Raw genomic sequence first — 13678 nt, 5'->3', positions numbered from 1 at the left:
CTAGAATTCCACGGTCGCGAGCGCCGCCTCGGCTTGCGCGAACAGTCTGGCCTCGTCGAGCCCCGGGAATTCTCCCTTGGCCCAGACGATGCGGCCGTTGATCATCGTCATGTCGGTCGGCGTGCCGATGCCCACCTTGGCCAGCAGGCTCAGCGGATCGTGCCGCGTGCCGACATAGTCCATGCGCCGCGTGTCGATGGCGAACAAGTCGGCGGCCATGCCGGGCGACAGCCTGCCGATGTCGCCGCGCCCGAGCAGCGCCGCGCCCCCGGTTGTCGCATAGCCGAGGAAATCGGCCGGCGGCGGAACCGGATGGTCACGTGTCGACGCCGACAGGCATTGCAGCATGTAGGCGGAATGGATGCAGTGCATCAGGTTGGAATTGTCGTTCGAGGCGGCGCCGTCGCAACCCAAGCCCACGATGAGCCCGAGGGCCGACATCGCCGGTATGTCGGTGATTTCGGCGCCGACGAGATAGACCGGCTCCGGGCAGTGCGCGACGCCGGTGCCGCTGGCGGCCATCGTGCGCAGCTCGTCGTGGGTCAGCTCCCAGCAATGGGCATAGAAGGCATCCGACCCGCAGAAGCCTATCTCCGCGCAATAGTCCACCGTGCGCAGGCCATGGCGGGCCTGCATGACCGGGCTTTCGCCCTCGCCGACATGGGTATGCATGCGCGCCTTGCGGTCGCGCGCTAGCGCCACCGATTCCACGAATGTCTCGCGATAGCAGTTGACCGGCTGGCAGGGCGCGACGACGACCTGGCGCATGCCGAAGCGACCGGCATCATGGTAGGCGTCGATCAGCCGGGCGCAGTCGGCGATGAACTCGTCCGTCGTTTCCAGCATGGCGTCGGGGATGGTCGAGCCTTCCGATTTCGGCAGCGTGTTGCCGCCACGTCCGGCATGAAAGCGCATGCCGAGCAGTTCGGCTGCCTCGAACTGCCGGTCGATCAGCCTTTTGCCGGCATGCCGCGGAAAGCAGTACTGATGGTCGAACGCCGTCGTGCAGCCGTGCTTTATCAACTCCGCCATGGCCGTGACCGATGCGTGGTAGAAGCACTCCTCGGTCAACCGCGAGAAGATGGGATAGATGCGGTCGAGCCATTCGATGACCGACAGTTTCGTCCAGTCCAGATCGGCGCGGTTGCGCACGAAGCACTGAAAGAAGTGGTGATGGGTGTTGACGAGGCCGGGATAGACGAACCAGCCGGCAGCCTCCTGCGCGACGGTCCCGACAGGCAGATCCCCCTTGTCGAGGCCTTCGCCGATAGCCCGTATCGCCGGGCCGTCGGTCAACACATCGACATTGCGACGGACGCGCGGACCGTTGCCATCGTCCACGATGACCGCAGCGCAGTTCTTCAACAGATAGCCCGCCACGTCAGGCCTCGCCTGGGGCGGGCTCGGGTCTGAGCTCGTGCAGCCGGTGGATGCCGGGCATCTCGATGAAGCCGTCGAGAGCGCGGATCGCCCGCGACCACAGCCGGATCACGGGATAGGGATCGAGCGAGACGCCGCCGTCCGGCGCCAGCGCCACATAGGGAAAGCAGGCGATGTCGGCGACACTCGGCCGGTCCGACGCGAGGAAGCGCTGGCCGCGGATATGCTGTTCGACGAGGCCGGCTTCCAGCTCCCGCAGGGCCGTTGTCCCCTGTCCCTGAAGGACATCGATGTTGCCCGGGCGCAGCAGCATCTCATGCAGGCGCGCCGCCCCCAGGCTGGCGGTCAGCCGATGCGAGAAGGAAAGCCATTGCTGGACGCGCGCCGCCTCTCCGGCCGTATCGTTGGCCAGCCATTGCGGTGCCGCCTTCGCGGCGAGGTAGACAAGCATGGCCGAGGATTCGGTCAGGACGAGGTCGCCATCCTCCAGGATCGGGATCGAACCCGCCGGGTTAAGCGCCATAAGTTCGGGACCGCGATGCTCGGCACCGGGATGGAAGTCGACGGGCCGGATGTCGAGCTTCACCCCGGCCAGCGCAGCCATCAGACGCGCCTTGTAGCAGCTCGGCGACAGCACGTAGTCGTAGAGCTTCATTGCGCCACCAGTTGCGCGCCGTAGGTGTAGCCATGGCGTTTCAGCCAGCGCCGGTAGGCAACCGACGTCAGGTCGGCTCGCGTGGGAATCTCCATGCCGGGATCGAGCGGCAGCAGCCCCGGAATCTGGTTTTCAAGAATCGACCGGTCCTGGACGAAGATCGTCTGCTGGAAATGGATCAGGTCTGTCATGGGCGTCTCGTCGTCGAACAGCGCCATCCATGGCCACACGTCGCACAGGTCTTCGGCAAGAGGCTGCACGAAAAGCGTGATGACGTCCCATTCGCCCGGGCGCGGCGGACAGGTCTTGTAGAGGATCGAGCAGGTCGGCGCGGGAACGCGATACATGTATTCCGTGGTTATGCCGCCTTCCGCCGACTTGGCGGCCTGCGGCTGGTAGAACTTAATCTGGGTCGCCCAAACCTCGTCCTCGTCCTCGCGGATCTCGACCTTGTAGCTCTGGACCTCCGTATGCGGTTCGGCCCCCAATATGTCGGTATGGACGAACGGAAAATGCGCAATGTCCAGGAAGTTCTCCACCGCGCGCAACGGCGAGCAGCGCACGCGCACCACCCCGACATCGACAAGCCGGCGGCCGGGCTGATCGGCCTCGGGGATCGCAAACAGCGCCTTCTGCGGATCACCGGGCGACGACCAGACATGGCCATAGCGCACGCAGACCGGCAGGGCGCGTCCGTTGCCCCCCGTGACAATGGCGTTTCCGTCGTCGCCAAGCCGCACCTCGATCGGTTCGCCCATGAGGGCCGTCTTGCGCCCCCGCGCATCGAGCTGGCTGGCAAGGCCGACCGGATACCATTCGTCGATCATCGCGTTGCGGGTCATCGGACGGCCCTGCTGCGCCGAATGCTCTCGGCCGCCCGCCGCAGCGTTTCGGCGGCCCGCGACGCGGCGATCCGCTCGGTCGGATTGACGTCCTCGCCCACCAGAACATGCATGAGCGTCCGCGCTTCCCCTGCGGGGGCAAGCAGCAGCCGCAGCGTCCGGCCATCGTGGGTATGGTCGAGCAGGCCTCCCTCGGCCTTCGCGCCCGCGGCCGCCTCCAGCGCCGCGACGTCCGCTTCCACCATCATGGAACGCAGCGGGGCCACGCCGTCGAGCCGCGGCGGCGGGGCAGCGGCTTCGCCGACGGAAATCCATATGAGCCCGCCGCTGTCCTCGACCGCCTGGGTCGCGACGCGAATCGTCTCCGGCGGCGCCAGCCCCGGATGGGCCGGGATGCGCAGGCAGTTTCCCGCCCGGGCATAGTTCCAGCCGTGATAGATGCAGGACAGGGCCTCACCGCGCACGAAGCCATGGGAAAGCCGCATGCCGCGATGAGGGCATCTGTCGGCGAAGGCCGCCGTGCGGCCGGAGCGGCTGCGCCAAAGGGCAATCGGTCCGACTGAGGATTGCGCCGGCATCACGGTTCCCGCCGGCAAGTCCGCAGAGAGGGCAACTGGCATCCATGAGCCGGTCGGATAGGGTGGCATACGTCAACTTTCAAATGACATCAACATCTTCCCGAGCACAGCTTCGCGGTCAAGGGATTTGCTAATTAGTCCGGTCACGTTTGCACAATATTTCCTCACTGACAATAATGCCTAAAAAGGGGGCATCACGTCTCCCAGCCAGGGCCAGCGAGTTTCAAACCCTAGCTCGATTCGTTGTCGATCTGCGTCCGGCGAATGGTCTCGACCCAAACATCGATTGGTCCAAGGGAGCACCCCATCTCCATCATATCGATCAGTTCGGCCGGACCGGCGACATCGAGCTCAATCCGATCGGGACCGGCAACGCATAGGGTCTGCGCGAGCCCGAGCTTGGCGGCATGACGCTCGATCCACGGAAGGAAGGATGCCGCCTCGACATCGCCGAGGATCGTCATGCGCTCCCGCCAGGAATATCGATTTTGCTCGCTCATAGAAAACCTCGGCAATGAAACAGATACATATATATCTATCTGCATTGTGCTCAATCGCCGCCGTCTTCGGCTCGCGTCCAGCAACAGCTGCGTGCCTTCGCAATCTGTACCCCTTATTAGGCAGGGCTCGTTATCTGTCATCCTAAAGGGCTGGCTGACTTCCTAGCTGCGGCGTCAGGCTTGTCCATGCTCATGTGGGGTTAGATCGATGCTTCTAGGAATCCATCATATTGCAATCATCTGCAGTGACTACGAGCTGTCGAAGCAGTTCTACAATAAACTCGATTTCGTCATCGTCGACGAAAATTGGCGCGCCGAAAAGCAATCTTGGAAGTGCGACTTGCGGCATGGTCCCGTCCAGATCGAATTGTTCAGTTTTCCCATGCCGCCCAGCCGGCCGACCAGGCCTGAGGCATGCGGGCTACGACATGTAGCATTCTCGGTGGACTCGGTAGAGGCGACAGCCCGGTTGCTTCGCGCACGAGGTGTCGAAGTTGAGCCTATCCGCATAGACCCACACACAGGCCGTCCGTTTACTTTCGTGGCAGACCCCGATGGTCTCCCAATTGAGGTCTACGAGGATAGAGTTTGACAGCCGGAGGATTGCGACGAGAAGAGTGCGCAGCTGCCGGCATCCGGCTGACGGTCGAAAAAAGCGAAGTAGCGGCAATTGTGCGCACCTCGTTAGATGGTTTCAAGCCGGCTGAACCGAACCGGGATGAGTTTCCGAGTCTCGAGTTGCCCAGCAGCATCCTTGTCGATGATAGTCAGAAACTGTACTTCTTCAGACGCCAAAGGCAGAACAAGGCGTCCCCCTGGCTTGAGCTGATTCAGTAAAGCGGGCGGCGTCCGCTCAGCCGCCACGCTAACGAGAATCTTGTCGAATGGGGCGTGCTCCGGCCAGCCGCGAGACCCGTCTCCGACACGAATAGCGACATTCGAGAAGCCAAGGCCCTGCAGCAGAGCCTCGGCATGGGTTGCGAACTCCTCGATGATTTCGACGCTCCAAACTTGTCCTGCGAGTTCCGCGAGGATGGCGGATTGATAGCCTAGGCCAGTCCCGATCTCGAGCACAGTTTCGTGCGCCTGGGGAGTAAGGAGATCGGTCATCAGAGCGACCATGAAGGGCTGCGACACGGTCTTATTGAAGCCAATCGGCAGCGGCATGTCCTGGTAGGCATAAGACGCGACCGCAGCGGGCACGAAGAGATGTCGCGGGACCCGCCGCATCGATGCCATCACCCGCTCATCGAGCGTTGCCTTGCCGAGTTCTTCGCTTGCAAGGTCGGCATGGATCGCAATCATCTCGACCATGTGCCTGCGTAGAACCGCAAGGTGCTCTTCGTTCATCGGTTTCATGACGGTGAGGCTTTCCTCGACCAGCTGCCCCCAATAACGTTATATCCTGTTCGTCTCGTCACCGTAACCGACAAGGCCGATGTGCAGGGTATTGCCCATATGATGCGACGTCGCGGCCAGCCGACGCAGAGCCTGAGAGATGCTGCGGCGGCCTCGGCGACCGCAGGCCCGCCGCGCGCCCACCTCATGCTTTCGCCTGCTTATGTTCCATTCGCGATGCAGATGCCCAAGTGGAACCGTTCCCCTCCCGATGTGCATTGATGGTCAGGTTCAACGGAGGATAGCGCAATGTCCATCATAGTCGATGCGCTGTCGGAAGGGGATGCCTGTGGATCGCGCAAGCTGCAAATGCGTCGCCTTATGCTAGCAGCAGGCCGCTGTGGAAGTTGTCATTGTGGAACTGTTCCTCATGAACCCCTATCAACGTGACCTGATCCCCGCCGCCAAGGGATACCACGACATCCCGCCCTGGTTCATGGCTACCGCCGGCCGCTGACGCAGTAGGTCACAAGGAATCGAACGCGGTCCGGCCGTCTCGCGATCGGCACCGCCGCAACGCAGATAAGGTGCGTTCACCACGGAGGCCTTGGAGCGCCGAGGGGACTTGCCTACTTCGCGCATGTCGTCGATATGAAGGTCGATGAGTTCGCCGAAAGTTTTCAGGCTCGCTTTACGGGACTTCGTCGGCGTCTCACCGTGATCGACTTGGCGCTCGGTTTCGGTCGCCCAGCGCCGCGCGTCGTCTCGGCGCAGGAAGGTCTCGCTGGCGTAGCGACCTTTGCGACGGACTTGGACACGCCAGGAACCAGACGAGAGCTTGGTGTAGGTGGCCATTTTTTCGTCTGCGCTCCGTGTGCACTGAGAGATCTAAACGTGGCGAAAAGGGTCGTATTCTGGCGTAAATTCGTGTGCACTCGGCAGGGTCTAACGATTTGATGTTAAAGAAAAAATGCTGAAAAATCAAGATCATAGAATAGCCATAGCACCCATGATGGACTGGACAGACCGGCATTGCCGGTTCTTCCATCGCCGGCTGACGACACATGCGCTGCTGTACACCGAAATGGTTGTCGCTGACGCGGTGATCCACGGCACGCGCGAGCGGCTGCTTGGCTTCGATGAGGTGGAACATCCCGTCGCCCTGCAACTTGGCGGCTCGGATCCCGCAAAACTTGCCGAAGCGGCGCGCATTGGCGAGGCCTTCGGTTATGACGAGATCAATCTCAATGTCGGCTGCCCGTCCGACCGCGTCCAGTCGGGCACCTTCGGCGCTTGCCTGATGAAAGTGCCCGACCTTGTCGCCGACTGTGTCGCAGCGATGAAAGCGGCAGTGACGGTGCCGGTCACGGTCAAATGCCGCATCGGCGTCGACGAACAGGATCCGGAGCCGGCGCTCGATGCGCTGGCGAATGGGGTTTTCGATGCCGGCGCCGATACCTTGTGGGTGCATGCTCGCAAGGCGTGGCTGGAAGGGCTGAGCCCCAAGGAGAACCGCGACATCCCGCCGCTTGACTATGACAGGGTCTATCGGCTGAAGGAAAAAAAGACGAGCAAATTCATTGGCATCAATGGCGGTATTCAGTCGCTTGAAGAGGCTCGGACGCATCTCGATCATGTCGATGGCGCCATGCTCGGCCGCGCCGCCTACCACACACCAGGCATTCTGGCCGGTGTTGACGCCGCCTTCTACGGAGCGCTGCCGGAAGCGTTCGATTTCGCGGCGCTGATCGATGCGATGGCGGACTATGCGGCGCGCCATATCGAACAAGGCGGACGGCTCGGCCATGTCACCCGCCATATGGTCGGGCTGTTTCACGGGCTGCCCGGCGCGCGCCGCTACCGCCAGGTCCTGTCCACCGACGCGACCCGGCCCGGAGCCGGGCCGGACGTGCTGAAGACGGCTTTCGCGGCTGTCGAATTCGGAGGAGCGGCCGCCGAAGCGGCCTGAACTTACAGCATGTCGCGGCGAATAGGATTCGCCTGACCGGCTGTAAGCTTCTGATTTTATGCATGCCGTTATCCCGGAACCGAGGACACTTCCGGGCGACATGCATTAGTCCCTGAGGATCATACGGTCGCCGCGCACGTCGAAGCCCGAGAGCGAACCGATGAAGTTCATGCCGAGCAGGCTTTGGCTCAGCATGCCGGGGGCGGCGATCATCACCGACATATCCTTGCGCACGATGCCGCCGATCGCCAGCTCGTGGGTTTTGACCGCCGCGGCGCGTGCCATGCCGTTGGCTGTCGAAACCTGTATTGTGTAGTTGAGCGCCGCGGGATTGAAGCCGGCGGCTTGCGCGTCTTCGGAAGTCAGGACCGTGCTGGTCGCGCCGGTGTCGACAACGGTGCGAACCGGGTTGCCGTTGACCAGGATGCGCGCTTCGAAATGACCATTGTCGGCCTTGTCCAGGGTCACGGTGGCGTGGCCGTCTTCGACGCCGAGCGCCAGCGGACTGCCGGGAACAAGGCCCGCGGTCACGCGGCTGGCGACGTCCTGCAGCTCGTAGCGATATTGGTAGCCCGCGATCAGCGCGAGCACGATTGCCGCCCAGGCGCCGAGATTGCGGGCCATCACTCCGAGCGGAGCCGACCGCAGCAAGCCGGCGCCGATAAGGGCGCCGAAAGCCCCAAGCCAGATCAGCCGGCCAAAATCGTAATTCTCGACGCCGAGCGTGCTGCCGGCGGAATCGTTGAGCATGAGAAGCACTGCCCCCACCCCGATCACCGCCATCACAGTCCAGAACAGCCGGCTGCTCATCCGTTCCTCGCTAGAGTGCGTCGCGTTCGCGCGCCATACGGGTGCGGCGTGTTTCCCGGCGCGGCCGGCGCTCGACGGTTTCCAGCCGGGCCGGCAGTTCGGCCATCACGCTGCGGCGCGTCTCGGGCGTCATCGCCATCCAGGCGCCGATCTCCTCGCGCGTGCGGCCGCAACCGAAGCAGAAGCCGGTTTTCATATCGATCGAACAGACCAGGATGCAGGGAGTTTCGATGGCCGTCATGACTTTCTCTCGAGGGACACGGTCCGGAATCCGCTCTTCCATCTCCACATGGTGCAACGGCAAAGCCAATGCAAGCCCTCGCGATAGCGCCTTCCGTGACCGCCTTTGCGGCAAATCAGGGAAGGACGATCGAGGAGGTTGTGCCGATCACGCAAGGCAGCTATGCCGCTCCCCGGATCCAGGAACGATTGTTCGCGACATGACCAGTGCACTGCCTTTCGATGATTTCCGTAACCTGCTCGACAGTTTGCCGGCAGCCGACCTTAAAGCCGAAGCGCGCGTGCGCACGCTGTTGGCCAAAGCCGACAAGCCGGTGAATTCGCTTGGCCGCGTCGAGGACATCGCCGCGTGGCTCGCGGCCTGGAGCGGTCGCGCTCCGCCCGCCGTGACCAGGCCCTTGATGGCTGTCTTTGCCGGTAATCATGGCGTTGTCAGGCATGGCATTTCGACGAGGCCCGTGGCGGCGACCGCCAACGCGGTCGAGCTTTGCGCGGCCGGCGGTGCGGCGATCAACCAGATCTGCATTGCCAACGACCTCGGTCTGAAGGTGTTCGATCTTGCGCTGCACATCCCGACCAGCGACATCACCGAGGATGCCGCGCTCGATGAACGCGGTTGCGCGGCCACCATGGCCTTCGGAATGGAGGCGATTGCCGGCGGCACCGACCTGCTTTGCCTGGGCGATCTCGGCGTCGGCAACTCCACCGTCGGCGCGGCCCTGTTCGCCGCGTTGCTGGGTGGCAGGGGTGCCGACTGGATTGGTCCGGGATCCGGCGCCGATGCGGCGATGCAGGCCCGCAAGGCGAAGGTGATCGATGCGGCGCTGGCCTTTCACGGCCACCATCTGGAAGACCCCCTGGAGGCGCTGCGCCGGGTCGGCGGCCGCGAGTTCGCGGCGATAGCCGGCGCAATCCTCGCCGCGCGGATGCAGCAGATACCGGTACTGCTCGATGGGTTCGCGGCAACGGCAGCCGCGGCGGTGCTGCATGCGGCGAACCCCGCAGCGCTTGATCATTGTCTTCTCGCCAGCCTGTCGCCGGAGCCCGCGCATGCAAGGGCCGCCGAGCACCTCGGGCTGCGTCCGCTGCTCGATCTGGGCATCGGTCATGGCGAAGGGGCAGGAGCAGCCCTGGCGGCCGGGCTGGTCAAGGCAGCGGCATTGACCAGTTCAGGCATGGCGGCGGCTGTGCGGGGCTAACGTCCCCGGTCCTCGCGCGTCAACGCCGGCTATTGGGAATGCGATAGACGACAGAGGTATATTTCGAATTCGAGCGTGTCTCGACTATTGAACCGCCAAGGCCTTCCGCGATCCTTCTGCTCGCCACGTTCTCTTCTGCGACTGGGTACTCGAAGCAATCCGGATTGAATGCGTCGGACGCCCAAGCCGCCACGGCGGCAACGGCCTCACGGCCGATGCCGTTTCCATGTACGTCCTCCCTTAGCCAAATTCCGATCTCGGGACAGGCAGTCCTGGCCGCATGAAGGCCGACAAGCCCCATGCAGCGACCGTCCGCCAACGAACGCACGACGAAATGCAAATCCGATCCGTCAAGGATCGGGATCAGCCAGGATCGCCATACCTCGGCAAAAGCCGCTGGTGATCGAGGTGGTTCCCACTGCATGAAACGGGTGATCGCGGGAGTGATGGCGGCAAAGACGTCTGCGGCATCGTCGGCCGCAAACAGCTTCAGGCGAAGCCGCTGCGATTTGATTTCGATGCTGCTGGCATCCCACTCCGCCCTCATTATGGTCCACGTTTCTTTCCAGTCATGTCGACGCAGGTCCCTTAGGCGCTACCGCCGCCGCGCGGCGACCGCGGCGGTCGGCAGCGCCGGCAGTTCTTCCATCACCCTGCTCAGCGGGAAGATGGCGATCGCCTCGGTGCCCTCGCGCAGCTTGGAATGAAGCTCGAACTCACCGCCATGCATGGCGAGCAGCCCTTGCACGATCGGCAGCCCAAGCCCGGTGCCTTGCTCGGCGCTCTTGATGGCGATCGAACCCTGGCCGAAGGCTGAAAGCACGATCGGAATCTCGTCCTCGGGAATGCCGGGGCCGTTGTCCTTGATCGAAATGTACTGGCCGCCACCCGCCGTCCAGCCGACCCGGACGCGGATTTCGCCGCCGGTGGCGGTGAATTTGATGGCGTTGGACAGAAGGTTGAGCGCGATCTGGCGCACGGCGCGCTCGTCGGCGAACAGCCGCGGCAATGTCTGTTCGAAATCCTGAACGACGCGGATATCCTTGTTGCGTGCCTTAAGCTCCATCATGTGGCAGCAATCCTCGACGATGTTGAGCAGCATCACCGGCTCCTCGTTGAGCTGGTATCGGCCGGCCTCGATGCGCGACAGGTCGAGGATCTCGTTGATCAGGTCGAGCAGGTGCTGGCCTGAATCATGCACGTCATGGGCGTAGTCGCGATAGGTAGGATTGCTCATCGGCCCCAGCACCTCGTTCGCCATCACCTCGGAAAAGCCGAGAATGGCGTTGAGCGGCGTGCGCAATTCATGGCTCATCGAAGCAAGGAAGCGCGATTTTGCAAGGTTGGCGTCCTCGGCCCGCCGCCGCGCCTCGTCCGACATCGATTTCGCCGTCTCCACTTCGGCGATCAGCGCATCCTTTTCGGAGCGGAACGACAAGAGCAGCAGGGAGAAGCGATTGAGGTGACTGGCGATATAGGCGAAGAAAGGCAGCGACAGGACGAGCAGCCCGGCCATGATCGCCTCGACCGGCATCCACGACCTGGTCGCGGCATAGGCGTAGAGCGCCACTGGAAACGCGAAGGTCGCCAGCAGGGCGCCGCTCAGGGACGAGGCCATGAGCGCGGTCCCTGCCATGGCGAACAGGAGCACTACCGCCTTGATCACCTGGAACTGGTCGACCTCGCAGGCGCCGCAGCCCAGCCAGACAAACCAGGCCCAGCCAAGGCCGCAAAGGAAATGCCCGACCAGGAATTCCCTTCGCGTTTGCAATGAGTTGAGTTCGGAAGCTTCCGTGCGCTCGATGCGCCGCGCCATGAAGACGACTGTTGTATAGCAGGTGAGCGTAAACAACGCCCAGAGGCCGATCTCATTGCCGACACCGGCCAAACGGCCGACGGCGGCGATCACCAGGACGAGCAGCGGGATGACGACGGCACCGCTTGTCATCGCCCGGGCGTGGAGCTTCAGCAGTTCGCGATCGAAATCGGGGTTGCCGGCCTGCTGCGAAAGACGGTCGCGCGTCTTGCGCACCGCGCGCGCGACATCGCTGTTGCGATGCCGTTTCCTGCGGTCCACAATGAACTTGTCCGCTGTGTTCGAGCGTTGCAAGGGCATCAAAAGCTTCAATTTATGCGCGCAGCGATTTCAAGGTGTTAAGCTACGTTCGAATGATTAACCAACCGTTTGCCATATGAGCCGTTCCTGGTCGCCAAGGTCGCGCCCGCGGTACGCGGCACCTCGCCGCAGAAGCCTGTGGCGCAAGCTGCTGGACTACGGGCTGACCGTCATCATTCTGGGGCTGTTGATCCTGCTTGCGGCGCGTCTTGACCGGGTGGAGACACGCAAGACGCAAGGTACGGCCATCATCAATGACGGCGATTCGATCACGCTCGGCGCCGAGCGCATCCGCATGCGCGGCATCGACGCTCCGGAGTATACCCAGACCTGCCGCAAGAACGGCGCCGACTATGCCTGTGGTACTCAGGCGCGCCAATCGCTGGTGCGGCTGATCGCCGGCAGGCCGGTCACCTGCAGCGGCTGGCAGCGCGATCGCTATGGCCGGTTGCTTGGCGACTGCAAGGCCGGCGGCACCGACCTCAACCGCGCCCAGGTCGAGGCGGGCTGGGCCGTCGCCTATGGCGACTTCGAAGGCGAGGAAGCCACCGCGCGCGCCGCAAGGATTGGCATCTGGGCGGGCACGTTCGACCAGCCGCAGGATTGGCGCGACAGCCACCACGGCGATGTCGTGGAGCGAAAACATGGCATGCTGGCGTCGATCGGCGATGCCGTGCGCGAGATATTTCGCTTCTGGTGAAGCATGTCTGGCGGAAGGAAAAGGAGGATCGAAATGAAGCTGTTCGACGGCGGTCGTGCGCCCAACCCACGGCGGGTTCGCGTTTTCCTCGCTGAAAAGGGGATCACGGTTCCGTTGGTGCCCATCGACATGAGCGCGCTGGAACACAAGCAGCAGCCGGTCAGCTCGCGCAATCCGCTGCGGCGCCTGCCGGTTCTGGAGCTCGATGACGGCACCATCCTTACCGAATCCGTCGCTATCTGCCGCTATTTCGAGGAGCTTTATCCAGAGCCGGCATTGTTCGGGCGCGGCGCACTTGGCAAGGCGCAGGTCGAGATGTGGCAGAGGCGGATGGAGTTCAACCTGCTCAGCAGCGTCACGCAAGCTTTCCGCCACATCCATCCGGCCATGAAGGAATGGGAAATCCCGCAGATCCCCGAATGGGGCGAGGCCAACAAGCCGAAGGCGGTGGATTTTCTCAGGCTGCTGGACGCTGAACTGGGCAGCCGCGAATTCGCCGCCGGCGACAGCTATTCGATTGCCGACATCACCGGCCTGATCGCGATCGACTTCATGAAGCCGGCACGCATCAAGGTGCCGGAGGAATGCACCAATGTGCTACGTTGGCATCAGGCCGTCTCCAGCCGCCCGAGTGCCGCCGCTTGAGCGTCCAACTGGACAGGCTCGCCGCGACGGTCCGCGCCTGCCGCATCTGCGTCGACACTCCCGTCGGCAAGCCGCTGCCCCACAAGCCGCGTCCGGTGCTGCGACCCTCGTCCAGCGCCCGCATCCTGATCGCCAGCCAGGCCCCTGGAACCAAGGTGCATGTGTCGGGCATGCCATTCACCGACGCTTCCGGCGACCGCCTGCGCAACTGGCTCGGCGTGACCAGCGACGAATTCTATGACATCGAGAAATTCGCCATTGTGCCGATGGGCTTCTGCTTTCCCGGACAGGACGCCAAGGGCGGCGACCTGCCGCCGAGGCGTGAGTGCGCCCCCGCCTGGCGCGCGCCCTTGATGGCGTCGATGCCGCGGATCGACCTGGTGCTGGCGATCGGCCTCTATGCGCAGACCTGGCATATGGGCGCGGCGCGCCGCCCCTCGCTGACGGAAACGGTGATGAACTGGCGCGCCATCTGGGAGAGTTCCGTCGGCCCCAAAGTGCTGCCACTGCCACATCCATCCTGGCGCAACACTGGCTGGTTGAAGCAGAATCCTTGGTTTGAAATGGATTTGCTGCCTTTCCTGCGGTCGGAAATCCGCTATCGCCTCGCTTAGGCATTCAGCAAGAAATCACTTGCTTTCGGCGCAGGCAGCAGAATTTCTTTCTTGTGAACGGCCCAAATAAAAGGGAATATAGCGAAACTATT

Annotated in this window: 17 protein-coding genes; 6 read left to right on the top strand and 11 right to left on the bottom strand. The window is 63.1% G+C overall.

Features of this window, described 5'->3' with window-relative positions; translation table 11 throughout:
- The 5 genes from O7A70_RS10445 to O7A70_RS10425 all read right to left on the bottom strand — a co-directional run bounded on the left by O7A70_RS10445 (position 1) and on the right by O7A70_RS10425 (position 3955).
- On the bottom strand, positions 1-1380 hold the full coding sequence (locus tag O7A70_RS10445; protein WP_337140321.1) for an amidohydrolase: 1380 nt from the start codon (positions 1378-1380) through the stop codon (positions 1-3).
- Position 1381: 1 nt separating this feature from the next.
- Positions 1382-2035, bottom strand: a complete 654-nt coding sequence (locus O7A70_RS10440; protein ID WP_337140320.1) for a glutathione S-transferase family protein — start codon at positions 2033-2035, stop codon at positions 1382-1384.
- Entirely contained in the window at positions 2032-2877 is an 846-nt protein-coding gene (locus O7A70_RS10435) for an aromatic ring-hydroxylating dioxygenase subunit alpha (protein ID WP_337140319.1), read from the bottom strand. The genes O7A70_RS10440 and O7A70_RS10435 overlap by 4 nt, the downstream gene beginning before the upstream one ends.
- The gene (locus O7A70_RS10430) at positions 2874-3524 is read right to left on the bottom strand and encodes an aromatic ring-hydroxylating oxygenase subunit alpha (RefSeq protein ID WP_337140318.1); all 651 of its coding nucleotides are present in this window, start codon (positions 3522-3524) and stop codon (positions 2874-2876) included. The genes O7A70_RS10435 and O7A70_RS10430 overlap by 4 nt, the downstream gene beginning before the upstream one ends.
- Positions 3525-3685: 161 nt before the next feature.
- Positions 3686-3955 carry an acylphosphatase gene (locus O7A70_RS10425; RefSeq protein ID WP_337140317.1) on the bottom strand — a complete coding sequence of 90 codons (270 nt, stop codon included), beginning with the start codon at positions 3953-3955 and terminating at the stop codon, positions 3686-3688.
- A gap of 208 nt (positions 3956-4163) precedes the next feature.
- Here O7A70_RS10425 and gloA2 point away from each other — a divergent pair, with 208 nt between their 5' ends.
- Positions 4164-4547: an SMU1112c/YaeR family gloxylase I-like metalloprotein gene (gloA2, locus tag O7A70_RS10420; RefSeq protein WP_337140316.1), complete on the top strand. Its 384-nt coding sequence runs from the start codon at positions 4164-4166 to the stop codon at positions 4545-4547.
- A 92-nt stretch (positions 4548-4639) separates the two neighbouring features.
- Here the strand turns inward: gloA2 and O7A70_RS10415 are convergent, their stop codons facing one another.
- Positions 4640-5314, bottom strand: a complete 675-nt coding sequence (locus O7A70_RS10415; RefSeq protein ID WP_337140315.1) for a protein-L-isoaspartate(D-aspartate) O-methyltransferase — start codon at positions 5312-5314, stop codon at positions 4640-4642.
- A gap of 420 nt (positions 5315-5734) precedes the next feature.
- On the bottom strand, positions 5735-6148 hold the full coding sequence (locus O7A70_RS10410; protein ID WP_337140313.1) for a hypothetical protein: 414 nt from the start codon (positions 6146-6148) through the stop codon (positions 5735-5737).
- Between the two features lie 115 nt (positions 6149-6263).
- On the opposite strand from O7A70_RS10410, the gene dusA reads away from it, so the two are divergent.
- Positions 6264-7262 carry a tRNA dihydrouridine(20/20a) synthase DusA gene (dusA, locus tag O7A70_RS10405; RefSeq protein ID WP_337140312.1) on the top strand — a complete coding sequence of 333 codons (999 nt, stop codon included), beginning with the start codon at positions 6264-6266 and terminating at the stop codon, positions 7260-7262.
- A gap of 105 nt (positions 7263-7367) precedes the next feature.
- On the opposite strand, the gene O7A70_RS10400 is transcribed toward dusA, so the two are convergent.
- Both O7A70_RS10400 and O7A70_RS10395 read right to left on the bottom strand, forming a co-directional pair.
- Complete coding sequence (locus tag O7A70_RS10400) at positions 7368-8072, bottom strand: TIGR02281 family clan AA aspartic protease (RefSeq protein ID WP_337140311.1); 705 nt, start codon at positions 8070-8072, stop codon at positions 7368-7370.
- A 10-nt stretch (positions 8073-8082) separates the two neighbouring features.
- Positions 8083-8313, bottom strand: coding sequence for a DUF1289 domain-containing protein (locus tag O7A70_RS10395; protein WP_337106896.1), 231 nt, complete (start codon positions 8311-8313; stop codon positions 8083-8085).
- A 199-nt stretch (positions 8314-8512) separates the two neighbouring features.
- On the opposite strand from O7A70_RS10395, the gene O7A70_RS10390 reads away from it, so the two are divergent.
- The gene (locus O7A70_RS10390; protein ID WP_337140310.1) at positions 8513-9511 is read left to right on the top strand and encodes a nicotinate-nucleotide--dimethylbenzimidazole phosphoribosyltransferase; all 999 of its coding nucleotides are present in this window, start codon (positions 8513-8515) and stop codon (positions 9509-9511) included.
- Between the two features lie 19 nt (positions 9512-9530).
- Here O7A70_RS10390 and O7A70_RS10385 read toward each other — a convergent pair whose 3' ends face one another.
- Positions 9531-10058 (bottom strand): GNAT family N-acetyltransferase, encoded by a 528-nt coding sequence (locus O7A70_RS10385; protein ID WP_337140309.1) that lies wholly within the window; start codon positions 10056-10058, stop codon positions 9531-9533.
- 48 nt (positions 10059-10106) lie between these two features.
- On the bottom strand, positions 10107-11627 hold the full coding sequence (locus O7A70_RS10380) for a sensor histidine kinase (protein WP_337140308.1): 1521 nt from the start codon (positions 11625-11627) through the stop codon (positions 10107-10109).
- 76 nt (positions 11628-11703) lie between these two features.
- On the opposite strand from O7A70_RS10380, the gene O7A70_RS10375 reads away from it, so the two are divergent.
- The 3 genes from O7A70_RS10375 to O7A70_RS10365 are packed head-to-tail and all read left to right on the top strand — an operon-like array spanning position 11704 to position 13586.
- Complete coding sequence (locus tag O7A70_RS10375) at positions 11704-12327, top strand: thermonuclease family protein (protein ID WP_337140307.1); 624 nt, start codon at positions 11704-11706, stop codon at positions 12325-12327.
- Between the two features lie 33 nt (positions 12328-12360).
- Positions 12361-12972: a glutathione S-transferase gene (locus O7A70_RS10370; protein WP_337140306.1), complete on the top strand. Its 612-nt coding sequence runs from the start codon at positions 12361-12363 to the stop codon at positions 12970-12972.
- Positions 12912-13586 carry a uracil-DNA glycosylase family protein gene (locus O7A70_RS10365; protein ID WP_337140305.1) on the top strand — a complete coding sequence of 225 codons (675 nt, stop codon included), beginning with the start codon at positions 12912-12914 and terminating at the stop codon, positions 13584-13586. The genes O7A70_RS10370 and O7A70_RS10365 overlap by 61 nt, the downstream gene beginning before the upstream one ends.
- Positions 13587-13678: the final 92 nt, after the last annotated feature.

Origin of the sequence: Mesorhizobium sp. Cs1299R1N1, from assembly GCF_037179655.1 — a bacterium.
In the GTDB taxonomy this organism is placed as follows: domain Bacteria; phylum Pseudomonadota; class Alphaproteobacteria; order Rhizobiales; family Rhizobiaceae; genus Mesorhizobium; species Mesorhizobium salmacidum.
Note: the sequence above shows the minus strand (reverse complement) of the source record. Positions and strands in the feature narration are given on the sequence as shown.

Excerpts from the sequence above, each read along its gene's own strand:
- O7A70_RS10440 (WP_337140320.1), bottom strand. The coding sequence starts at position 2,035 with ATGAAGCTCTACGACTACGTGCTGTCGCCGAGCTGCTACAAGGCGCGT.
- O7A70_RS10435 (WP_337140319.1), bottom strand. The coding sequence starts at position 2,877 with ATGACCCGCAACGCGATGATCGACGAATGGTATCCGGTCGGCCTTGCC.
- O7A70_RS10430 (WP_337140318.1), bottom strand. The coding sequence starts at position 3,524 with ATGCCACCCTATCCGACCGGCTCATGGATGCCAGTTGCCCTCTCTGCG.
- O7A70_RS10425 (WP_337140317.1), bottom strand. The coding sequence starts at position 3,955 with ATGAGCGAGCAAAATCGATATTCCTGGCGGGAGCGCATGACGATCCTC.
- gloA2 (WP_337140316.1), top strand. The coding sequence starts at position 4,164 with ATGCTTCTAGGAATCCATCATATTGCAATCATCTGCAGTGACTACGAG.
- O7A70_RS10415 (WP_337140315.1), bottom strand. The coding sequence starts at position 5,314 with ATGAAACCGATGAACGAAGAGCACCTTGCGGTTCTACGCAGGCACATG.
- O7A70_RS10410 (WP_337140313.1), bottom strand. The coding sequence starts at position 6,148 with ATGGCCACCTACACCAAGCTCTCGTCTGGTTCCTGGCGTGTCCAAGTC.
- dusA (WP_337140312.1), top strand. The coding sequence starts at position 6,264 with ATGCTGAAAAATCAAGATCATAGAATAGCCATAGCACCCATGATGGAC.
- O7A70_RS10400 (WP_337140311.1), bottom strand. The coding sequence starts at position 8,072 with ATGAGCAGCCGGCTGTTCTGGACTGTGATGGCGGTGATCGGGGTGGGG.
- O7A70_RS10395 (WP_337106896.1), bottom strand. The coding sequence starts at position 8,313 with ATGACGGCCATCGAAACTCCCTGCATCCTGGTCTGTTCGATCGATATG.
- O7A70_RS10390 (WP_337140310.1), top strand. The coding sequence starts at position 8,513 with ATGACCAGTGCACTGCCTTTCGATGATTTCCGTAACCTGCTCGACAGT.
- O7A70_RS10385 (WP_337140309.1), bottom strand. The coding sequence starts at position 10,058 with ATGAGGGCGGAGTGGGATGCCAGCAGCATCGAAATCAAATCGCAGCGG.
- O7A70_RS10380 (WP_337140308.1), bottom strand. The coding sequence starts at position 11,627 with ATGCCCTTGCAACGCTCGAACACAGCGGACAAGTTCATTGTGGACCGC.
- O7A70_RS10375 (WP_337140307.1), top strand. The coding sequence starts at position 11,704 with ATGAGCCGTTCCTGGTCGCCAAGGTCGCGCCCGCGGTACGCGGCACCT.
- O7A70_RS10370 (WP_337140306.1), top strand. The coding sequence starts at position 12,361 with ATGAAGCTGTTCGACGGCGGTCGTGCGCCCAACCCACGGCGGGTTCGC.
- O7A70_RS10365 (WP_337140305.1), top strand. The coding sequence starts at position 12,912 with ATGCACCAATGTGCTACGTTGGCATCAGGCCGTCTCCAGCCGCCCGAG.